At 34.3% G+C, this 23,119-nt stretch carries 22 protein-coding genes; 2 read left to right on the forward strand and 20 right to left on the reverse strand.

The features are described from left to right. Positions 1–47: 47 nt before the first annotated feature. The 11 genes from argH to E0Z07_RS05040 all read right to left on the reverse strand — a co-directional run bounded on the left by argH (position 48) and on the right by E0Z07_RS05040 (position 11,257). Complete coding sequence (argH, locus tag E0Z07_RS04990; RefSeq protein WP_131540351.1) at positions 48–1,379, reverse strand: argininosuccinate lyase; 1,332 nt, start codon at positions 1,377–1,379, stop codon at positions 48–50. A gap of 3 nt (positions 1,380–1,382) precedes the next feature. Continuing rightward, a complete protein-coding gene (locus E0Z07_RS04995) occupies positions 1,383–2,441 on the reverse strand; it encodes a M20 family metallo-hydrolase (RefSeq protein ID WP_006257998.1) in 1,059 nt (352 codons plus the stop codon). 43 nt (positions 2,442–2,484) lie between these two features. Continuing rightward, positions 2,485–3,264 carry an acetylglutamate kinase gene (gene argB / locus E0Z07_RS05000; protein WP_025124092.1) on the reverse strand — a complete coding sequence of 260 codons (780 nt, stop codon included), beginning with the start codon at positions 3,262–3,264 and terminating at the stop codon, positions 2,485–2,487. Positions 3,265–3,267: 3 nt separating this feature from the next. Then, positions 3,268–4,266, reverse strand: a complete 999-nt coding sequence (locus E0Z07_RS05005; protein WP_131540352.1) for a Rossmann-fold NAD(P)-binding domain-containing protein — start codon at positions 4,264–4,266, stop codon at positions 3,268–3,270. Between the two features lie 13 nt (positions 4,267–4,279). After that, positions 4,280–5,419, reverse strand: coding sequence for an aspartate aminotransferase family protein (locus E0Z07_RS05010; RefSeq protein ID WP_071307005.1), 1,140 nt, complete (start codon positions 5,417–5,419; stop codon positions 4,280–4,282). Positions 5,420–5,431: 12 nt separating this feature from the next. Next, positions 5,432–6,403 carry an N-acetyl-gamma-glutamyl-phosphate reductase gene (gene argC, locus E0Z07_RS05015; protein WP_131540353.1) on the reverse strand — a complete coding sequence of 324 codons (972 nt, stop codon included), beginning with the start codon at positions 6,401–6,403 and terminating at the stop codon, positions 5,432–5,434. A 4-nt stretch (positions 6,404–6,407) separates the two neighbouring features. Further along, complete coding sequence (gene argG / locus E0Z07_RS05020) at positions 6,408–7,604, reverse strand: argininosuccinate synthase (RefSeq protein WP_071307007.1); 1,197 nt, start codon at positions 7,602–7,604, stop codon at positions 6,408–6,410. Positions 7,605–7,622: 18 nt separating this feature from the next. Beyond that, entirely contained in the window at positions 7,623–8,303 is a 681-nt protein-coding gene (locus E0Z07_RS05025) for an N-acetyltransferase (protein ID WP_006257992.1), read from the reverse strand. A 684-nt stretch (positions 8,304–8,987) separates the two neighbouring features. Next, entirely contained in the window at positions 8,988–9,500 is a 513-nt protein-coding gene (locus E0Z07_RS05030) for an adenine phosphoribosyltransferase (protein WP_006257991.1), read from the reverse strand. Between the two features lie 29 nt (positions 9,501–9,529). Further along, the gene (locus E0Z07_RS05035; RefSeq protein ID WP_131540354.1) at positions 9,530–10,576 is read right to left on the reverse strand and encodes a glycosyltransferase family 9 protein; all 1,047 of its coding nucleotides are present in this window, start codon (positions 10,574–10,576) and stop codon (positions 9,530–9,532) included. Positions 10,577–10,651: 75 nt separating this feature from the next. Further along, positions 10,652–11,257 (reverse strand): DUF4254 domain-containing protein, encoded by a 606-nt coding sequence (locus E0Z07_RS05040; protein ID WP_006260432.1) that lies wholly within the window; start codon positions 11,255–11,257, stop codon positions 10,652–10,654. Between the two features lie 59 nt (positions 11,258–11,316). On the opposite strand from E0Z07_RS05040, the gene upp reads away from it, so the two are divergent. Beyond that, on the forward strand, positions 11,317–11,970 hold the full coding sequence (upp, locus tag E0Z07_RS05045) for a uracil phosphoribosyltransferase (protein ID WP_006257988.1): 654 nt from the start codon (positions 11,317–11,319) through the stop codon (positions 11,968–11,970). Here the strand turns inward: upp and E0Z07_RS05050 are convergent. Beyond that, positions 11,965–12,903 (reverse strand): DUF6427 family protein, encoded by a 939-nt coding sequence (locus tag E0Z07_RS05050; RefSeq protein WP_006257987.1) that lies wholly within the window; start codon positions 12,901–12,903, stop codon positions 11,965–11,967. The two genes, upp and E0Z07_RS05050, sit on opposite strands and share 6 nt — an antisense overlap. 111 nt (positions 12,904–13,014) lie before the next feature. Here E0Z07_RS05050 and E0Z07_RS05055 point away from each other — a divergent pair, with 111 nt between their 5' ends. Then, positions 13,015–13,245 (forward strand): DUF6341 family protein, encoded by a 231-nt coding sequence (locus tag E0Z07_RS05055; protein ID WP_006257986.1) that lies wholly within the window; start codon positions 13,015–13,017, stop codon positions 13,243–13,245. A 9-nt stretch (positions 13,246–13,254) separates the two neighbouring features. Here E0Z07_RS05055 and purD read toward each other — a convergent pair whose 3' ends face one another. From purD to asnB, 8 genes are all read right to left on the reverse strand, one after another. Next, positions 13,255–14,526, reverse strand: coding sequence for a phosphoribosylamine--glycine ligase (gene purD / locus E0Z07_RS05060; RefSeq protein ID WP_006257985.1), 1,272 nt, complete (start codon positions 14,524–14,526; stop codon positions 13,255–13,257). 105 nt (positions 14,527–14,631) lie between these two features. Beyond that, positions 14,632–15,981, reverse strand: a complete 1,350-nt coding sequence (locus tag E0Z07_RS05065) for an exopolysaccharide biosynthesis polyprenyl glycosylphosphotransferase (RefSeq protein WP_006257984.1) — start codon at positions 15,979–15,981, stop codon at positions 14,632–14,634. Further along, positions 15,981–16,964 (reverse strand): UDP-glucuronic acid decarboxylase family protein, encoded by a 984-nt coding sequence (locus E0Z07_RS05070; protein WP_006257983.1) that lies wholly within the window; start codon positions 16,962–16,964, stop codon positions 15,981–15,983. The genes E0Z07_RS05065 and E0Z07_RS05070 overlap by 1 nt, the downstream gene beginning before the upstream one ends. Further along, positions 16,961–17,698: a WecB/TagA/CpsF family glycosyltransferase gene (locus E0Z07_RS05075; protein ID WP_006257982.1), complete on the reverse strand. Its 738-nt coding sequence runs from the start codon at positions 17,696–17,698 to the stop codon at positions 16,961–16,963. The genes E0Z07_RS05070 and E0Z07_RS05075 overlap by 4 nt, the downstream gene beginning before the upstream one ends. After that, positions 17,679–18,956, reverse strand: coding sequence for an O-antigen ligase family protein (locus E0Z07_RS05080; protein WP_006257981.1), 1,278 nt, complete (start codon positions 18,954–18,956; stop codon positions 17,679–17,681). Before E0Z07_RS05080 ends, E0Z07_RS05075 begins: the two co-directional genes overlap by 20 nt. A 1-nt stretch (position 18,957) precedes the next feature. Further along, positions 18,958–20,178 (reverse strand): O-antigen ligase family protein, encoded by a 1,221-nt coding sequence (locus E0Z07_RS05085; RefSeq protein ID WP_006257980.1) that lies wholly within the window; start codon positions 20,176–20,178, stop codon positions 18,958–18,960. Beyond that, positions 20,175–21,299 carry a glycosyltransferase family 4 protein gene (locus tag E0Z07_RS05090; protein ID WP_006257979.1) on the reverse strand — a complete coding sequence of 375 codons (1,125 nt, stop codon included), beginning with the start codon at positions 21,297–21,299 and terminating at the stop codon, positions 20,175–20,177. The genes E0Z07_RS05085 and E0Z07_RS05090 overlap by 4 nt, the downstream gene beginning before the upstream one ends. Beyond that, positions 21,299–23,119, reverse strand: coding sequence for an asparagine synthase (glutamine-hydrolyzing) (asnB, locus tag E0Z07_RS05095; RefSeq protein WP_006257978.1), 1,821 nt, complete (start codon positions 23,117–23,119; stop codon positions 21,299–21,301). The genes E0Z07_RS05090 and asnB overlap by 1 nt, the downstream gene beginning before the upstream one ends.

Consider the following 23,119-nt stretch of genomic DNA (forward strand, 5'->3'; position numbering starts at 1 on the left):
AATAGCAAGAGGCTCTCCCACCGCGTGGAAAAGCCTCTTTCAATCTATCACAACACTAAACTTACTAGTTTCTCATTTACTTGGTCAAAGTTGAATGACGTGTACACACGGTCAAACTCTCCTTTGATTGCTTCATTCATCAGGTTACCTACACTACCTTCATGTGTATGGTTTACCTCTTTTGACGGTTGATAAGTACCTGCCTCTATCGACAGCCCTATCTCTTTATATGCTTCTCTAAAAGGCATCCCCTTTAGTACATAATCATTCACTACCTCAACGCTAAACAAATAGTCGTATTTCGGATCGCTTAATATCTCTTTATTCACCTCTATATTGTTCAACATCAGTTTAAGAATATCTAAACACTCTTTTAATGACGTGAAAGCTGGGAACAAGTTCTCTTTTAATAACTGAAGATCTCTGTGGTACCCAGAAGGCAAATTAGTAGTCATTAAGGCTATTTCGTTAGGCAAGGCTTGTATCTTATTACATCTTGAACGAATAAGCTCTAGAACGTCTGGATTCTTCTTATGTGGCATAATGCTCGACCCTGTAGTCAAATGATCTGGGAATTTGATAAAGCCCATGTTCTGACTCATATACAAGCACCCATCCATCGCGAACTTAGCTAAAGTAGCTGCAATAGCGCTTAACCCTTGTGCTAAGATACGCTCCGTCTTCCCTCTGCCCATCTGTGCATAGACTACATTATAGTTCATAGACTGAAAGCCTAATAGGTCTGTAGTCATCTGTCTGTTTAGTGGAAATGATGAACCATAACCCGCAGCCGATCCCAATGGGTTCTTATTCGTAACCTTCCACGCAGCGAGCATCATCTCTAAATCGTCTACAAGGCTCTCTGCATACGCCCCAAACCACAAGCCAAATGACGAAGGCATTGCGATTTGTAAATGCGTATAGCCAGGCAGTAAAACATCTTTATACTGATTACTCAATTGCTGTAGTGTATCAAATACCTCCTTCGTCTTAGTCACGATCTCCTCTATCTCATGGCGAAAATAAAGTTTAAGGTCTACTAATACTTGGTCGTTTCTAGAACGTCCTGAATGTATCTTCTTACCAGCTTCACCTATTCTCCTAGTCAATAATAACTCTACTTGAGAGTGTATATCTTCTACATCTTCTTCTATCTCGAATTGACCAGCTAATATCTCTTGGTATATCTGTTTTAATTCTTTTTGGATAAGGACTAAGTCTTCTGACTCTAATAACCCTATACTTTCTAACATCTGTGTATGTGCTAGTGACCCCATAACGTCAAATGCCGCTAGGTTCATATCTAACACTCTATCTTGTCCTACTGTGAAGGTATCTACATTACTATCTACAGTAGTGTTTTTTTGCCATAATTTCATTTGCTACACGATTTGCGTTAACATCTCTATATACAAGGCTATTCCCTCTTCTATCTCCTTTACATAGACGAATTCGTCTGCTGTATGTGAGCGAGCAGAGTCGCCAGGTCCACACTTAAGCGATGGAATACTTAACAAAGCTTGGTCACTCGTAGTAGGTGAGCCATACGTCTCTCTACCTAGTGCTATACCCGCCTGTACGATAGGGTGATCTTTAGCTATAGACGAAGGCTTTAATCGAGTAGAACGCGCATTGACCTCACAGTCTACATGCTGTCTCACCATCTCTAATACTTCTTCGTTTGTATAAGCATCTGTCACACGTACATCTACAACAAAATCACAAGTAGAAGGCACCACATTATGCTGTGTACCAGCATTGATCATTGTCACACTCATCTTGATAGGTCCAAACTCTTCAGATACCTTAGGGAACTGATAGGTATTAAACCACTCTATATCTTTTATTGCTTTAAATATCGCATTGTCTCCTTCATTACGCGCTGCATGTCCTGAGCGCCCATGAGCTACACAGTCTAACACCATTAGTCCACGTTCTGCTACAGCTAAGTGCATTTGTGTAGGTTCTCCTACGATAGCGAATTCTAATTCTCCTAATTTAGGTATTACAAATTCTAAGCCATCATTCCCTGATATCTCTTCTTCTGCCGTAGCAGCGATACAGAAGTTATACTTCATTCCCTCTTTTTCATAGAAGTAAAGAAATGTAGCGATTAAAGAGACCAAGCACCCTCCAGCATCATTACTCCCCAATCCGAACAACTTGCCATCTATAATCTCAGGCTTAAAAGGGTCACGAGTATAGTCTTTATTTGGTCTCACAGTATCGTGGTGAGAGTTCAATAAGATCGTAGGCTTACTCGGATCATAGTGCTTATTAAACGCCCATACATTAAAAAGCTCTCGGTGAATAGCTACTCCATGAGACTCTAAAAAGTTAGCGATTAGATCAGAAGTCAAATGCTCTTCTTTACTAAAAGATGGAGATGCTATAAGGCTTTCTAATAAAGCTATTGCCTGTTGTGATAAGTTGTCTTTCATTGTGGTTTTATATAGTTATGGGTAGTTGTCTTGTTATCTTATATTAAAGTTGAATCGTAGTACCAGCTTTTATATCTAATAGATCCTCTGCTTTCTTAATACATACCTTATCTACTCCTTGGTTGACAGCCGCCAAAGCGTTCTCTATCTTTGGCAACATACCATCAGCTATCACCCCTTGTTGTTTTAGTTGTGTAAAGTTCTCTTGATTAATGGTATTGATCACAGAGTTCTCATCGTTAATGTCTTGCAGTACCCCTTTGCGCTCAAAGCAATATACTAAGGCTACTTTATACTTAGTAGCGAGAGCAACTGCTATATTAGAGGCAATAGTATCTGCATTGGTATTTAGTAGTTGGCCTTCCTTATCAGCCGTAATCGCAGAGAATACAGGACTAATCCCTATCTCTAACAATTGTTGTAATCGAACCACATTCACATCGCTTGCCTCAAAGTCCCCTACATAGCCATAGTCTATCGGCTCAATAGGGCGTTTATGACTCTGTATCAGCTTAGCGTCTGCTCCTGAGATTCCCATCGCATCACAACCTCTTGCTTGAAGTTGTGCTGTGATTTGTTTGTTTATCAAACCTGCATACACCATTACAGCTATAGGCAACATCGCTTCGTCAGTGATACGACGCCCATTGACCATCTGAGTTTCTATCCCTAACTGTGTAGCCATACGCGTAGCTAATTTACCTCCACCATGTACTAAGACCTTAGGGCCTTCTATATGAGCATAGATGTCTAAAAAAGCGTTTAACGCAGACTCGTCATCGACGATATTACCTCCTATCTTAATAACTGTAAGGCTTTGCATATTTTATTGGTTTTTAAGCATTTCTTTTAATACAGCTTGTGCTGCCCATACTCTGTTTCCTGCTTCTTGGATCACGATAGCATGCTCGCTATCTAATACTTCTGACGAGATCACTAAATCACGTCTAACAGGTAGGCAGTGCATTACTTTGGCTTGGTTGGTTGCTTCTAATTTATCAAGAGTTAACATCCAAGACTTATCTGTACACGTTATCTGTCCGTAGTCTTCATAACTCGACCAGTTCTTTACATATACGATGTCTGCATCTACTAAAGCTTCGTCCTGATTAGTAGTCACTGTAGCTCCTGCTGTAAACTCCTCTTTCAGCGCATAGCCTTCTGGATGAGTTACTACAAAGTCTACAAGACCTTCTGCCTGAGCTCTACACATCCACTCTGCGAAAGAGTTCGGTACTGCCTGCGGAAGTGCCTTAACGTGCGGTGCCCATGTCAATACTACTTTAGGTTTTTTGCCTTGAGGTACTAATTTATCTTGTGCAGCGTCATAATTATAATCGAAGTGCTCTACTATGGTGATCAAGTCTGTAAAGCTCTGTAGGGGATGTCTTGTCGCGCTCTCTAAGCTCACTACAGGTTTGCCACAGTACTTAGCGAACTTGCTAAACAATTCTTCGCTATAGTCTTCCTCAGCATCTTTTAACCCAGGGAATGAACGAAGTCCTAATATATCACAGTACTCTCCCATCACAGCTGCAGCTTCTCTAATATGCTCTGCTGTATTTCCGTCCATCACTACGCCGTCTTTAGTCTCTAAAGCCCAACCGTCTGATGTCATATTCATCACCATTACATTCATCCCTAAGTTAGCAGCAGCCTTCTGAGTACTCATCCTTGTACGCAAACTTGGATTTAAGAATACTAAACCTATTGTTTTGTGCTTGCCAAGAGTTTCTTCTGCAAAAGGGTTTGCCTTACACGCTAATGCGCTGTTTACTGCTTTAGATAGAGAAGGTATATCGTTAACGGAAAAAAATTGTTTCATTGTAATTGTCTTTTTAGAATTGTTGTAATCTGTTGTTGAATTTATCCAAGAATAAATCTGCATCAGCTTGAGTCAGATTTAATGCTGGTAACAACCGAATTACATTAGGGCTTGCATTACCCGTGAAGATGTGGTCTTTCACTAATAGCTCTTTACGAACCTCTTTTAACTCAGGAGCAAGGTCTATTCCGATCATCAATCCTTTTCCTCTTACTTCCTGTATCTTGTCTAATTTCTTTAATTCATTGATTAAGTAGTTCCCTACTTGTGCTGTATTTGCCATTAGATTGTCTTGCTTCATAACCTCTAATACAGATAGGGCTGCTGCACAAGCTAAATGGTTTCCTCCAAAAGTAGTTCCTAACTGTCCATGCCAAGGCTTAAACTGCTCTCCTATCGCTATTGCTCCAATAGGGAATCCATTCCCCATCCCTTTAGCCATCGTATAGATATCAGCACTCACTCCACCGTCATTCACTGCGTAGAAAGAACCTGTACGTCCATATCCACACTGTACTTCGTCTGCGATAAATACTGCATCATATTGCGTAGTAAGACTTCTGATTTTCGCTAAGAAGCTATCTGTAGCTACCTTAATCCCACCTACACCTTGTATTCCTTCGATAATCACTGCTGTTACTTCATCACCGTAAGATGCGAAAGCTTGTTCAAGAGCTTGCTCATCGTTAAAAGGCAAGAACACAATGTTCTCTGTTTGATTGACTGGGGCAACTATCTTTGGGTTATCAGTAGCAGAAACAGCAAGAGAAGTTCTCCCATGAAAAGCTTTATCAAAAGCGATAACTTTCTTTTTACCATTATAAAAAGAAGCTAATTTTAAAGCGTTTTCATTTGCTTCTGCTCCTGAATTACACAAAAACAATTGATAATTGTCCAACCCAGCTACTTCCCCTAATAATGCAGCTAATTGCTGCTGAAGAGGGATTTCTATAGAATTAGAATAAAATCCGATTTTGTTTAATTGGTCCGTTAATCTCGCTACATAGTGCGGATGAGTATGACCGATAGAGATCACAGCGTGCCCTCCATATAAATCTAAATACTCTTGACCCTTGCTGTCATATACTCTACTCCCTAATCCTTTTACAATCTCGATAGGGTTAAGTGGGTATACATCATATAATTTCATCATAATAAATCGTTGTTAGAAAGCCGAAGCTTTTAGTTGTAAACCTGTTTTTTCGTCTAATCCGAATAGCAGGTTCATGTTTTGAACAGCTTGTCCGCTTGCTCCTTTTAGTAGGTTATCTATCGCACTAGTCACTAATACATCATTTCCATTCTTTACGATAGACACCAAGCATTTGTTCGTATTTACCACTTGCTTTAGGTCAATGCCCTTTTTGCTTACGTGTGTAAATGGGTGTGATGCATAATATGTGCTGTACATCGTGTAAAGCTCTTCTTCTGTCAAAGTCGATTCAAACATCACACTTGCAAAAATCCCTCTAGCGAAGTCTCCTCTCTCTGGGATAAACTTAATGTTCTGTACATAGTCAGGTTGTAGTTGTACAAGGCTTTCTCCTATCTCGCTAAGGTGTTGGTGAGTGAAGGCTTTATATACTGATATATTATTCGCTCTCCAACTAAAGTGAGATGTAGTAGATAGACTCTGTCCAGCTCCTGTAGACCCTGTCAAAGCATTGATATAAACAGACTCAGGCATCTTAGCTGCATGTGCTAAAGGCAACAAGGCTAACTGTAATGCTGTAGCAAAACAACCTGGATTAGCTATATAATTCGCTTTCTTTATCTTCTCTTTATTCAACTCTGGCAAGCCATAAACGAACTCTCCTGCTGTATCTTTTAATCTAAAGTCTTGGCTGAGGTCTATAATCTTAATCTCCTTATCAATGTCATTCTCTACTAAGAACACTTTAGAATCTCCATGCCCCATACACAAAAACAATACATCAATATCCTCCATCAACACATTCGTAAAATGTAAGTCTGTATCTCCGAATAGGTCACTGTGAATCTCATATACTGGCTTACCAGCGCTACTGTTAGAGTGTACAAAGGTGATCTCTACTGCGGGATGAGGTAAGAGAAGTCTCAACAACTCTCCTCCCGTATAGCCAGCACCTCCTACTATTCCTGCTTTTATTGTCTGCATAGTTCTATTGGTCTTGGTTATTAACTTTGTGCCAAATCATGACTTGGTTACCAAAGATCTTAGAGAACCCTTTTACATCTTCGCCTGTCCATGCATTGTTCATCTCTCCATAGCTACCAAACTTATTAGACATTAGGTCATGCTCTGACTCTATACCTATCACCACAAAACGGTGTGGGTGTAACTCTACGATTACCTTACCACTTACGGTCTGCTGTGTACTGCTCAAGAATGCTTCCATATCTCTCATTACTGGATCGTGGAATTGTCCTTCGTGTAGGTAGTTACCATAGAATGACGCCAACTGCTCCTTCCAACTTAGTTGCCACTTCGTCAACGTATGTTTCTCTAAAGTGTGGTGCGCTTTCACTAAAATAATAGGCCCTGCTGCTTCAAAACCAACTCTCCCTTTAATCCCAATAATCGTGTCTCCTACATGGATATCTCTACCGATACCGAATGGTTGAGCTAAGTCTTGTAACTGTTGGATAACCTCAGTAGGTTTTAGTTTCTTACCATTTAAAGCTACTGGCTCACCCTTATCAAAAGTAATCTCCACTGTCTCAGGAGTCACTTTAGTCACCGGTGTAGGCCATGCCTCTTCTGGTAAATATAGATTAGAGGTTAGGGTTTCTTTTCCACCTACTGAAGTTCCCCATAAACCTTTATTAATTGAATATTTTGCTTTCTCTGCATTGATTTCGACACCGTGTTTTTGTAAGAACTCGATCTCTTCTTCTCTGCTTAATTTTAGATCTCTAATCGGCGTAATAATCTGTACACTAGGCACCAATATATTAAAGATCATATCAAAACGCACTTGGTCATTCCCTGCCCCTGTACTACCGTGAGCTACCGCTTCGGCACCAATCTTCTTAGCGTAATTAGCAATAGCTGTAGCCTGACATACACGTTCAGCACTTACTGATAATGGGTACGTAGCATTCTTCAATACGTTACCAAAGATCAAGTACTTCACACTGTCGTTATAGTAGTCCTCTGTCTCATCGATAGTCGTGTGAGAAGCAACTCCTAAAGCATACGCTTTCTCTTCGATAGTCTTCACTTCTGCTGCATCAAATCCACCTGTGTTTACCACTACAGAGTGTACTTCATACCCTAATTCTTCTTTTAAATAAATTACACAGAAGCTCGTGTCTAATCCTCCGCTAAATGCTAATACAACTTTCTTATTATTCATGATTGATGTGTTTTAAAATTAAAATAGATGTGTTTTTTTGACTGTTTTCTTCAATTGCATTTGCAATCGTTTCAGCAATGAGTACTTTTTCTGCATATTTTTAAGTCTCTCTTTTGCTTTGGTCTTTTGGTCTATTTTATTCCGAAGCTCTTTTTCTTTATCTTCTGGGTTCCAAAGCATGGCTGTACAAAGACAGTTTTTCTTCTCTTTACTCTGTAAGATTTGGAAGTTTACACAACTCTCACACCCTTTCCAGAACATCTCATCCTGAGTTAGTTCTGAGTAAGGCACAGGCTCATAGCCTAAATCTGAGTTGATCTTCATTACAGCAAACCCTGTAGTTAGACCGAATATTTTAGCCTTTGGATATTTCTTTCTAGATAATTCAAAAACACATTTTTTAATAGCTTTTGCCAGTCCCTCTTTTCTAAAAACAGGGTTCACAATCAGTCCAGAATTGGCTACATAATCACCGTGACTCCAAGTCTCTATGTAACAAAAACCAGCCCAAGTACCATCAACATGTAGGGCGATAACAGCCTTACCTTCAACCATTTTATTGGCAACGTACTCTGGTTTTCTTCTAGCAATACCAGTCCCTCTAGCAAGAGCTGACTGAGCCATTTCTTCACAAATTTGTTCCGCATATCCTACGTGTGTTTCATTCGCAGGAATTACGATAAACTGATTTGAATTCATTTCAAAACAAGTGATTAAGAATCAAACGAGCCAAGATATTGATACCGAATAGGTACAATAATCCTCAGACTGTCTGAAAAGCATTAAAAATCAATGATATATGTACAGATATAATGCCAAAAAAGGCATTACACTAAAAAAAGGCTAAAAAAGATTAAGCCCGGGCGCGAGATGACCGCGATGTAGATAATGAGAAAACTGCAACAGTTGCTAAAGCAATGTTGTTAGAGATAAAAGTAATATTTAAATCGGTTCTCTTCATAAGTTTTATATCTGCTTAAATAAGCATGAACAAAGTTTTCTAATTAAAATTGGATTATGCAAGGTTTTTATTAAAAAAATAAAACATCGCTCAACACCTTACATACTAAGAGTTTGATCGTAATTGATTCAAAATATTTTTAGTCCAAATTGTCTAATATTTCATTTTGAACGTCATTTCTGCACTATTCCTATATTTAAAATAAGATAAAAACCATCTTTAAAAAGGGTATTTTATTCTCTAACTAAACGCTATAAAGATAGCGTTTTTACCCCTAATATTCCACTCAATTATCCTATAATAACGATGATAAAATGGATTAAAAAAGAAGAATTATTCTCCAATAACACAATAAAAAAGCCCTATTCAATGTCTCTTATAATAAGACACTGAATAGGGCTATAAGTATGTTTTTTATCGTATTAGTAGCTAATTAAGCTTTTCACGTCATAGTTAGATAACTTATCTCTTCCGTGTAAGAATGATAGTTCCATTAAGAAATTTACTTGTACTATCTCTCCTCCTAAACGCTCTACTAGCTTACATACAGCCTCTGCTGTACCTCCTGTAGCTAATACGTCATCATGGATTAACACCTTCTCTCCTGGCTTAATCGAATCAGTATGTATCTCTAAAATATCTGTTCCGTACTCTAATCCATACGCTTCAGATATCGTGTCAAAAGGAAGTTTACCTGGTTTACGCACAGGAATAAATCCTGCTCCAAGCTTCTCTGCTAACAAAGTAGCAAAAAAGTAACCTCTACTCTCCATCCCTACTACTCTATCAATCTTCTTATCACCTACTAATGCTAATAACTGATTAGTAGCTTCTACCATAGCTGCATGGTCATTTAATAATGGAGTGATATCTTTAAAACCAATACCTTCCTTCGGAAAATCTTGAATATCTCTAATATAATCTGCTATGTTCATAGTCAATATTTTATACTGTAAAAATACAATTATTTATCTGATTTTATTACTTCTATAACCTTGTCACACACTACTTGTGGATCTATTGTATGCATCGCATTCTCATATCCTTCTACAATCTTATTTCCATACACAGACGTAGGTAATAATGGATACTGTGATCTATCTGCAGTGATACAATAGTCTGCTGGTTGATTAAATGGTGCAAAGCCCGCATAAGGGTGTGTCGCTCCCCACAGAGTCACAACTTTCTTGCCAAGCATAGCCGCTATATGTGCATTTCCTGAATCCATAGATAGCATCACATCTAAATGCTGTATAAGATTAATCTCTATATCAAACTTCACCTTACCTGCCATCACGATTACATTATAGTTATCGCGCTTTAGCTGGTTCAATAAAGCTATTTCTTTTTCTCCTCCTCCAAATAAGAATATGATAGACTTCTCACGTTCTGCTAAGGAGTCTACCACTTGTTGCATCAAGTTAAGAGGGTACACTTTCGTATCATACTGTGCGAAAGGAGCAATCCCAATCCATACGGTATCTTTCTCCTTTACATATTGTAATAACTCTGGGGCTAACTCTGGTACAGCAGGGAACTGAGGATTAGTTAAATCCACTTTAAAACCAAGTTTAGCTAATGTATTCTGATGATTAGAAAACATCGTGGGCAACTGTTTAAAGACTTTGTTCTCTGCTCGAGTAAGTTCTTTCTTTCCTTCTCTTCCTTTGTCTAATGCGGCTACTTTAGTACCACTTAAACTAAATAAGGTTCTGATAATCTGCGCTCGTAGTACATTGTGAAAATCAGCAAAATAATCAATCTTAAGCTTCTTTAAGTCACTAAATAATCTGATCAAACCTAAGAATCCTTTGTGTCGTTTCTTTACGTCAACTGCAAAGAAATCAACCCTGTCTATATCTTTAAAAAAAGGTTTGAAAAAAGGACGAGATACTACAGTCACTCGTACATCTGGATGCTGTGCTACTAAAGCACGCACTACAGGCACTGTCATAGCGACATCCCCCATAGCAGACAATCTAAATACCAATATATGTTTCAACTGTGCCACAACTAGTTAAATTAGGTTATGAACAAGAAAAGCGTGAATACTCACGCTTTCTATATTTTTTTATCAAAGATATGATTATTTCTTGTTTTGGTACAATACAGGGTTTAATTCCTCATCATTGTACATTTTCATTTGCTTGTATACTTTCATATACTTATCTCCATTAGCGATATCATTTAATAAATCATCGATAGCAGTAGTTAAGTCTTTCTTTTGTTCTAAAAGTACATCCAATTTAGCTTGACATTTATCTCTGTGATCTTGAGTAGCTTCAGGTCTAGTAGCTTCTTCATTCATGTGATAAATCTTAAGAGCTAAGATAGATAGTCTGTCAATAGCCCAAGCTGGACTCTCAGAGTTAATCTTAGCAGTTGCTTTTACTTGAACATCTTTGTGTTTTTGTAAGAAATAGCTATCAATATATTCTACCATATCTGTACGCTCTTGATTCGAAGCATCAATTCTTCTTTTCAAAGTTAATGCAGCTACAGGATCGATCTGTGGATCGCGGATAATATCTTCGAAATGCCATTGAACAGTGTCAATCCAGTTCTTTAAATACAATAAATGTTTGATATCATCTTTTGGATATGGGTTGTTGATTGGCTGGTCAACATTATCAAATTTATGATAGTCACGAATACTCTCTTCGAATATTGGAAATGCTAATTCTGAAAACATACTAATTATTTTATTTACAAATATAGTTTTTATACCTTTATCGTACTAATTATACCGAGATGAAAATTCATTATATTTCAGCAGAAAACAGTATCCTGAACCACTTTCTAGCACAACTTAGAGACGTTAATATCCAAAAAGATAGCATGCGATTTAGAAAAAATATCGAGCGAATCGGAGAGATTATGTCTTATGAGTTAAGCAAGAAGTTACCTTATAAAGATATTGCTGTACAAACTCCTCTAGGAGTAAAACACACAACGTGCATTGAAGACAATGTAGTATTATGTTCTATCCTACGTGCTGGATTAGCGCTACACACAGGGTTTATGAACTTCTTTGACAACGCTGAGAATGGATTCGTATCTGCTTATCGCCGTCATGGAAAACACGGTGAGGCTAGTGAGATCTTAGTTGAGTATCAAGCGGCACCTTCATTCCAGGACAAAATATTGATCCTTATTGACCCTATGTTAGCTACAGGACAATCTCTAGTAGCCGTAATCAATAAGCTAATGGCTGAAGAAAAGCCAAAAGAACTACATATAGCTGTAGTTATCGCTGCTCCTGAAGGAGTACAATACTTAGAAGAAAACCTTCCTGATAATGTAAATCTATGGGTAGCTACTCTAGATGAGAAATTAGATGATCACAATTATATCGTACCAGGACTAGGTGATGCTGGAGATCTAGCATACGGACATAAACTATAATACTAACTGCATGAAGTAGAAGAATACCCCTAGTCCAAATACGCTGTATACTATGGCTTCTCTTCTCCACTTCTGTGGAATATCTTCTATATAATTAGCTCCTAATACAGCTAATGGGAAGAAAGTAAATATTAAAGTTCCGTTGTTTTTATCAGCAGAAATCACATAAATAGCAACGCCTATAAGGAAAGATAACAGTATTTTCTTATAGGTGCTTTGCATATTAAAAGGCTTCGAAGAAATACTCGCTGCTTGGCTAACAAAGAATAGTAAAGCAATAGGTACATAGACTGCCAAAGCAATATTCTGATATACGTTTTCAAAATACATAAAGTCAAAGCTCACTCTACACTTCTCCCAGAACCAGTCATAATAACTACCGTCTGTAATCACTAAGTACAATTCTAAAAATATAGAAACACAGAAAAAAGCAATAATTGGGATAAACCAGTTTCTATAATCTTTTGCTCCAAAATAAGTTATCGCAAAGAACAATAGAAGTAAAAATAATACACTCCAAAAGTGAAATAACCCTGCTACAAAAATCCATAAAGAGGTATCAAACATCTTCTCCTTAGACTGCTTCAATGAATGCAATGAGAATATTCTTCTCAGAGCCAACATGATAAAGTAGTTGGCTATAATAACCTTACTATGTACTAAAACAGTAGGGAATAGCATTAAAAAAGAGACGAATAAAAGAGGTACATAAGCATTGTCCCTTACTAATCGATTACGAGTAGCAATAAACTGTGATAAATACATCATCACCATTAGCAAAGCTAGTAAAACAGTTCTTTTACCAAACTCATAAGTAGTCCAAACCAACTGATCTTGGTCTATAAATAAGTACAAAACACTGATTAATAGAATTAAGATGGTCAGTATAATGTAATTAATTGGTTTTGTTTTACTAAAAATACTTGCTAACATTTATATATTTTATATTTTTGTACATATTAAGCCTATACTTCCATTTTATCGGTTGAATAAGTTTAGTAACGGATTAATAAAATAATTTTATTTAATTTAAAATAAAGTACAATGACTTCATTTTTTCTTGGATTAGGATTCCTTTTTGAAAAAGTTCTATTTATTCCAATGGATCTTTTTGCAAAATTAGAATTAACAAATTGGTGGACTGCAAATATTATTACTTGGGCGTTTATCCTTATTACTTGCTACTATTTTGCTTTTTGGTTAAAACAACTAAAAATCTTCAAAGCAAATAATGAAGATGACCAAGATACTACAGCCCACTCATTTTTAAAATAGTTTCGATTTTTACAAATCGAAACCTATATCTGAACGGTAATAAATCTTATCGAAATTTAGCTTAGCTATGTTTTGATAAGATTTTTTTAATGCTTCATCGTAACTGTTTCCATAAGATGTAACAGCTAATACACGACCACCATTAGTCACTACTTCTCCATCTTTTAGTGCTGTTCCAGCATGGAATACAATAGAGTCTGTTACGTCATCTATACCTGTAATTACTTTTCCTTTCTCATACTCTTCAGGATAACCACCCGATACTAACATTACTGTAGTAGCTGTGCGCTCATCTAACTCTATCTCTACTGTATCAAGTGTTTCGTTAGCCACTGCTTCAAAAAGATCTACTAAATCAGTCTTCACTCTAGGCATCACCACTTCTGTCTCAGGATCTCCCATACGTACATTATACTCGATCACGAATGGATCATCTCCAACCTTAATCAATCCAATGAATACGAAACCTTTAAAGTCTAAGTTGTCTTCTTGCAATCCTCTTACAGTAGGAATAACTACTCTCTCTTCTACTTTCTTTAAAAAGTCATCAGTAGCAAAAGGAACTGGAGAAACTGCTCCCATACCTCCTGTATTTAACCCTTTATCTCCTTCTCCTATTCTCTTGTAGTCTTTTGCAGTTGGTAATAACTTATATGATTTACCATCCGTTAATACAAAACAACTCAATTCTATACCAGACAAGAATTCTTCAATAACTACTTTAGAACTAGCATCACCAAACTTAGCATCTACTAACATATTCTCTAACTCCGCCTTAGCTTCATTGATGTCTTCTAAAATAACTACTCCTTTACCTGCTGCTAATCCATCTGCTTTCAATACATAAGGAGCTTTTACTGTATCTAAGAACTTCTTCCCTTCTTCTACTGTATCTTTTGTGAAAGTAGCATAACCAGCTGTCGGTATATTATGTTTAAATAAAAACTCTTTAGCGAAGTCTTTACTTCCTTCTAATTGTGCTCCTTTCATAGAAGGTCCTATTACAGGAATATGATTTACTAGATCATCTCCTTTAAAGAAATCTACAATTCCTTTTACAAGAGGATCTTCAGGTCCTACTACCACCATATCAATCTTATGCTCTAGAACAGTCTTCTTTACTGCTTCAAAATCATTTGGATTGACCGCTATATTCTTAGCAATTTTCGCTGTACCAGCATTTCCTGGTGCTACGAATAACTCTTCACATTTAGAACTTTGAAGCATTTTCCAAGCAAGTGCGTGCTCACGTCCTCCTGAACCTAATAGTAAAATTTTCATTAATTGTGTTGTTTGTTATTAAACACCAAAAATAAATATAAATAACACAATAACGAAAGTTACTCTAAAGAAAAAAGCATCTAATTTAGTTTAGATGCTTTCCTATTAATATGCTTTTTTTTCTCCTTTAAAAACATTGTAAACAGTAAGATACACAATCTTTAAATCTAAGAGTATAGACCAGTTCTCTAAATAAAACAAATCATACTTGAATCGATTAATAATATCTCTATCTGTTTCTATTTCTCCTCTATATCCATGTGTCTGTGCCATCCCTGTAATTCCAGGCTTGATAAGGTGACGTAGCATAAACTTGTTTACTCTCTTTGAATATAACTTCGTATGAACCACCATATGAGGTCTAGGCCCTACGATAGACATATCTCCTAAAAAGACATTGATAAACTGAGGGAATTCATCTAAGCTAGTTTTACGAATAAAAGCTCCTATCTTAGTTACACGCATATCATTCTTAGTCGCTTGCTTCTGATCACAATCATCATTAACAGCCATAGACCTGAACTTATAACATACAAACTCTTCATCATTGACTCCAGTTCTTTTTTGTTTAAAGAATACAGGTCCTTTAGATTCTCTTTTAATCAAAATAGCGAGTAAAGGAAATAACCAAGACAACACAAATACAATCACTAAAGAAGAGAATACAATATCAAATAACCTTTTTAATAACTTATTATAGGGCTTATCCAAAGGAATAACACGTCTAGGGACAATAGCTATCAAGTCATAATAGTCTACCTTCAGATTATGTGTAATAATCTGTTTTTGGGTAGGTACATACTTTAATGTTACTAAATTATTATCTGCCAACTCTAACAATCTATGATAATCCTCCCCTTGGATTATTGAAAACTGTATATAAATCTCATCTACCTTATTCTCCAAGATAAGTTGTTCTATCTCATCTACTTTTTCTAAACATAATACATCATCATAAGTAGCAACTATTCTATATCCAAGATCTCCTCTCTTTATAAACAGTTTATTTAATAAAGATATTTCCTTACTCTTTCCTATTAAAATGATATTTCTAGAGTTCCCCCCTAGTACTTTTCGAAAATACTTTAAAGAGAAAAAGATAAAAAACTTCACTCCTGTAATAATCCCAAAAGCATATACACAGTATAGGAATATATCTAAAGGTTCTGCAAACCTAGCTGCAATCCCGTTAAAAGAGGTAATCAATACTAAGATCAGAACAAACTGCTTTACTATTTTCTCTCCAATCTTAACTACTCGTGTATGGCGGAAGACTCCATAGAAGTCGCTCATCCATGCTGCAATAATCCAACCAATAGTAATGACTAAATGAAATAGATATACTCCTTTTAAACTAGAGAAGTATAAAGCTGCCATTGTATTGATTACAAACAAATCAATAGCTATAGTCAATGGTCTAATTAAATACGAATATCTACCTGAATTTTTACTCACTAATATATATACTTTGAAAAATCTTTATGTTCTTCTCTTAATAAATCCTCACTTGAATAAGCTTTAAAGTACTCATACGTCAACTTCATACCCTCACTTCTACCGACTTTTGGTTCCCAACCTAATATTTTCTTAGCCTTCTCAATACTAGGACAACGTTGTAAAGGGTCATTTATTGGTAAATCCTTATAAATAATCTTTTGTTCTGACTGAGTAAGGGCAATAATCTCTTTAGCAAAGTCTAATATTGTAATCTCATCTGGATTTCCAATATTAACTGGTAGGTGATAGTCTGATAACAGTAATCTATAGATACCTTCAACTTGATCATCTACATAACAGAAAGATCTAGTCTGACTACCATCACCAAAGACAGTTAAATCTTCTCCTCTTAATGCTTGCCCAATAAATGCAGGTATAACACGTCCATCATTAAGTCTCATACGAGGGCCATAAGTGTTGAAAATACGTACTATCCTTGTTTCTACATTATGAAATGTATGATATGCCATAGTAATAGATTCTTGGAATCGTTTAGCTTCATCATATACCCCTCTTGGTCCTATCGTATTTACATTTCCGTAATATTCTTCTGTCTGTGGATGTACTAATGGATCTCCATATATCTCTGATGTAGATGCTATCAAAATACGTGCTCCTTTTACACGAGCTAAGCCAAGTAGATTATGCGTTCCTAATGAACCTACTTTTAGCGTCTGAATAGGTATCTTTAAATAATCTATCGGACTCGCTGGTGATGCGAAATGAAGTATATAATCTAATTCTCCAGGTATATGCACAAACTTCGTTACATCATGATGATAAAACTCAAAGTTCTCTAATTGAAATAGGTGTTGGATATTCTTTAAATCACCTGTGATTAGATTATCCATTCCTATTACGTGAAAACCTTCAGCTATAAAACGATCACATAAATGCGAGCCTAAAAAACCTGCTGCTCCTGTTATTAATATTTTTTTCATCCTTTTCTAAACTTCTCTTTAACTACTAAAAAAATAAACTTACCATTGGTAATAAAGCTTCTTTTCCACATTCTCTTAGGTTCTTGAAGAAATCTATAAAACCATTCCATTCCACATTGTTGAACCCATAGAGGAGCGCGCTTTACCTTTCCTGAAACAACATCAAAACTTCCACCTACCCCCATAGTAAAACCTATTAAAGATAATTCCTCTTTGTATGTTGACAAGAATATTTCTTTTTTTGGAGAGCTAATTGCTACAAATAAATAAGTAGCTTTACTATTCACAATATCTTGTACAATACTGGGTTCCTCTTCTTTTGTAAAGTATCCATTACGATACCCTCCTATAACTTGATCACCATATTTTTCTTTAAACTTATCTGCTACCTTACTTACAACTTCTTCATTTGCACCTAACAAATAGACTGATTCTCCTCTATTTGCAGCATTTTCTACAAGTTTGACGAACAAATCAACTCCTGATACTCGTTCTTTCAATGATTTTTTTAAGAATTTAGAGGCCCATACCACAGCCATTCCGTCAGCATTAACTAGATCAGCATTCTTAATACTATCAAACAACTCTATATCACTTTGCATATTTACAAGTTTAGCAGCATTAACCACTATATGCATAATAGGTTCTTTAGTATCTATAGATTTATTAATAACATCTAATGTCTCATTCATAGACAAATTATCAATGGAAATATCAAAAATTTCTTCTTTCATTTTTCAAATTAATTAATGTAAAAATACTTGCATAAAAACTAAAAAATATAATAGCCATATTACGATATAAAATAGAATCAAATAAAGAACCAACACCTATAATTACAAATAAAAACAAGAAAGTAAAATTTTTTGCTCTAATATTATGTATTACATTAACTACAAGAAAATAGAAAAACAAAGCAACTCCTACTAAACCATATTCAATAAAAAAAGACAAATACTGATTATGAGGTCCGTACTTTTCTTTTACTGCATAAATTAATCCTTCTTGTTTATAAGCTTCCAGTGAAATTCTATCTTCACTTCCTGATCCAGAGCCTACAAAAGGATGTTCCATTCCTTTATAAAAAATAGCTTCCCATCTACTCCATCTGCTATCATTTTTAAACTCTCCACTATAAGATGTTCCCTTATTCTCAGTTAGCTCCCATACAACTTGGCTTGAAATTCTTTCATAAAGATATGTTCCTTTTAAAACCTGATTCAGCCCCAAAGAAGAGAATATTACCAAAGAGACCACTATCAATAGTTGTATCCCACCTTTGCGATACTTTACAAATAAAACAAATGCTCTTATTATACAAAATAATATATATAATGTTAATAGTAAAAAAGGGCTTCTACTATTTAAAAACAACAAACAAATTACTAAAACAAAAACTAATAGAACTCTTACAGTTTTATGAAATACAGTTTTATTTTCTAAAACAATTACCAATGCAAATACTACATAGAAACCATAGAAAACTGGATGAAAGTCAAGCAAAGAAGCAAATACGTGATAAGTAAAATCATAACTAAAAATATCTCTTTCTAAAACTATACTTTGCCCCTTAAATAAATAATAGTTATAGAAATTATTTAATATCAATATACAACTAGATACAAACGTTCCACCAACAAATGCCTTAAATGAAACATCCTTAATCTTCTGTAAAAAAACTAAAGGAAAAAAACTAAATATTATAGGTATAAGTAAATAAGAAGAAAACCTCTCAATCAATTTTATTGAATTCTTCAGATCTTCTGTATAAAGTAAACCTAAAATCAATAATACAAAAATAAAAACAGTCGTCTTAAAGCTATTTTTTACATATATTTTTAATCCATAAATCTCTAAATTCTTTCGATTCTTATAAATATAGAATAATACACTGACTACTAATAAGCCTAAACCTATATTAGCCAACTTTGTGTAAATAGGTATTAAAAAACAAAATAACGATGTCCCTAATAAAACTAATTTCCTTTCCATTTTAAATCTTTTTAAACATTATAGCAAACCCAAATCCTATATACACACCAGCTATTCCTGAATTTAATATATGTCCTGATAAGCACGATAGTAAAAGTAAAAAACATAAAAGAATTAAAGTTACTCGACCAAAAGGGAATTCCTGCTTTTTACTAAGCAAAATAGATTCTTTTAATAGACTTCCATAAAATTGAAAAAAAAGTAAAACCCCCATTATACCATAAGAGAAAAAAATATCTATCATATCTATTTCTACAAATTTAGATGCCCATTCATAATATTGCGTAGGCCCAACTCCTATAAAATAATTAATTAGATTATATTTCTCTTGTATAATCAACCAAGTCTCATGGAAATATAAATTCCTGCTTGACAAAACAAAAGTTACAAAATCTAACTTATCCCAAAATAAAGTATATCTATCAAATATTGATGTATTTGTTATAAAAAGAACAATTATAATTAATATGCTACTAATTCCTAATAATGCCTTACCAATTGTTGCTTTAGATATATTTTTAGAAAAATCATAAACACTTAAAAGAATTGCAATATAAACAAGAACAATTCCTAGCATCCCTGTTTTAGAGCTAATCAATAAACCTAAAACAAAACTAAAGGCTCCATAAAAAATAAAAGCTAACTTGTCCTTTTTAACAACCAAATAATAATAACCTATGATAGCAGATAGAACAATTAGTAATGCTGATATTTCATTACCTGCAATAAAATATCCTCTTGTCCCGATATTACCAAACTCATACATTGGATAACCTAAACCTACCAACTTACTCAATAAATTGGATGCTAAAATCCAAAATGAAAATTTTATCCACCTCCATAAAATAGTAAAACTATTATTATCAACTAGATAATATTTAAAATAATAAAAGGAGATAATAATAATTAGATACTTCGAAGTTCTAATAGTGTCCTGAAAAAGGAGGTTGAGGTCTGAATTATAAAAACAAAATTGAGTGATTGAAGGAATAAAAAGGATAAGCGTATATAATAAAATTTTTTGAAACACTTTAGGGTATAAAATAAGCCTAACACTTAATAATAAAATAAGAATAGACTTATACAATTGACTTAAAGAAAATATAAACTCAATCTTATTCTCATGTAATATACCATTTATCATGTCCAAAATCAATAATGGAAACAATAAATATCCTATAATAAAATCTAGCTTTTTTACATTATCATGTATTAATTTCATGTCACAATTTGTTTTAATAAGAAAAGTTCTTTTTCACCTTGTTTTCGCCAATTAATTTTCGTCATTCCACTCCTACCTTCTTTTACTATATTCTCCATCACATGAGAATCATTAGTAATCTCAATGATTCTCTGTGCAAGTTTCTCTAGATCATCATCAATTAAACCCCCTATTCTATCTTCAATAAATTCACTTATTGCAGAATTATTATTACTTATTGTTAACAATCTACTTGCCATAGCTTCGCACATAATAACTCCTTGAGAATCAAACAAAGTAAAAGCGCTAAAAATACCATAATTAGAAAACAACGTAGGCAAATCTTTTCTCTCTATAAAATCGTCTATTATCCTAACTCTATTCTCTAGATTATACTTCTTTATTAGCTGTTCATATTTATACTTCAAAAAACCTTTACCATAAATATCTAATGTAAATATATCCGGTAAAAATCTCATTAATTCTATAGACATATCAACTCCATATTTAACATCAGAGAGAGGTCTTATTGTAATAATCTTATGTCTATTTTGATAATTAAACGGAACATCAAACAACTCAGTATCAACCCCATTAGGAACTGCATAAAACTTTTCAAACTTTATAGCAAGAATCTTCTCAGTATGGTTTTTCATCCATAGTGAAGGCGTCATAATTAAGTACCTATTTGATAAACTTATTTGCCTTAAGAAGCGCTTCATCCAAAAATGATTCCAAGTATTAATATATAGATACTTCACAATACCTTTTATTGACCAAGTAAAATCATACAAATACTCAGGATACTTTAACACATCTGTTCCATGAATATAGATTGCTACAGGATATTTATTCTTTAAAATAGCATTGTATATACTAAAGCCACCATTCTTTAATGGATATTGATTAAGTAAATGCAGATATAATAGATCATACTTCCCTAATACATTAGCTATTTCACTTGACACATCCTCTATTACATGAATCCCTTGATAATTATATATACTTTTCTCCTTTGCTGGTACTAAAATAGTCACATCTACTCCTTGAGATTTAAAATACAATGCCCTAACATGAACAAACATATGATTGTATGGCTGATTTTCTTTAGGATATCTAGATGTTATAATTGCAATTTTCATTATTTATTAAATAAGTAATAAATCGATAGTAATGTAAAAATCTGTTTTTCTCTATTAAAGCCTTTTTTGTGTTGTTCAAAAATATCCAATACAGCCTTTTTATTAAACAATTCAAAATAAGGACTATCACTTTCTTTAATCATTTGTATATAATACTCGCCTAAATCCTCTCTAAACCACTTTTCAGTTGGAGACATAAAACCTTTCTTAGGTCTATTAATTATTTCCGTAGGTAAAATTTCTTCTGCAAATGCTCTATGTATTCTTTTTGTTTTTCCATCAGCTATTTTAAAATCATATGGTAAAGATTCTAAAAACTTAATTAATTCAACATCTAACATTGGAACCCTTGTTTCTATTGTAAAATTCATGGAAACTTTATCTGTATACATTAAGAGATCATCTGCTAAATTCATTCTCAAATCAACCGCCATCATTCCTTCAACACCTTTCTTGTCTTTACACTTTAATAATTCATAGTAATAACAGATTCTATCATAGCTTTTATAATCACTATGATTTATAAGTGTATTGATTTCGGTATCTGTAAATAGGGCATAGATGTTTTCCCAACGCTTTACATCATTCTTAATAGACAATGATTGAGCAGCTCTAATCCATCTCTCTTTTTTACTGTAATTAGCAATCGGCTTCATTAATTGAAACATAAAAGAAGGAAACTTATCTGCTAAGATTTCTCCTTTATAGCGAGTATATCCACCAAGTGGTTCATCTGCTCCCTGCCCTGTTAAAACTACTTTTAAATCTTTACTTACAGCCTCATTTAAATAGAACATTGGTAATATTGAAGTTGTTCCTAAGGGTTCTTCAACAATACGACATGTCTCTTCAAAAATCTCTTTAAAATTACTAGCTGATATAATAATATTATGATGATCTGTCTTTAAGAAATCAGCAGACCTTTGAGCATCTTCTATTTCATTAGCAAATTCATTCTCTTCAAACCCTACTGTATATGTTTTAAGCCTATTATCAGAATGTTTCTGAGCAAAATAAGTAACTAAAGCAGAGTCTATTCCTCCACTTAGTAAAGTACCTACTTCTACATCAGACATTAATTGTCTCTTAACAGCATCTTCAAAAAGTTGACCATATTTACCTACTGCCTTATTAAAGCTATAATTCTTAACTATTGCAACTGGGTTTATATAACTATAAATATCAATAGAGCTCTTCTCTAAGTCATACTCTAGAATATGTCCAGGACGCACTTTTAAAATACCTTGATAAATAGTATCTGGCGAAGGATTATATCTAAGTTTCAATAACTCAGCTACATTCTCTTGATCTATCTCTAATTTTCCCTTGTAATATCTTAAAGGTCTAATCTCTGAAGAGAAGAGTAATTTATTAGATTCTTCTAATAAATAGTATAAGGGTTTAACACCAAAGTGATCGCGAACCAAATACACTTTTTGACTCTTTTTATCTAGCAAACAAAAACTAAATATTCCATTAAAATCCTTTATCGCCTCAATACCAAATTTAGCTAAATAGTAAAGAATAGTTTCAGTATCAGAATTTCCTTTAAAACTAATCTCAGGCAATTTCTTTCGAAGCTCTAAATGATTGTATATCTCACCGTTAAAAACAATTACAAAATTTTGATCTATAGATGTCATAGGTTGATATCCTGCTTCTGTTAGTTCAACAATGGCTAATCGTCTATGTCCTAAAAAAACAGTACTATTCTCTATATCAAAACTTTCAATAGCTCCACTATCTGGACCTCTATGATATATTGTATTTAATGTTGCTTCACCAAATGGTAAATTTATACTTCCTAAAATTCCACACAT

Origin of the sequence: Myroides odoratimimus, assembly GCF_004337635.1 — a bacterium.
Taxonomy (GTDB): Bacteria; Bacteroidota; Bacteroidia; order Flavobacteriales; family Flavobacteriaceae; genus Flavobacterium; species Flavobacterium odoratimimum.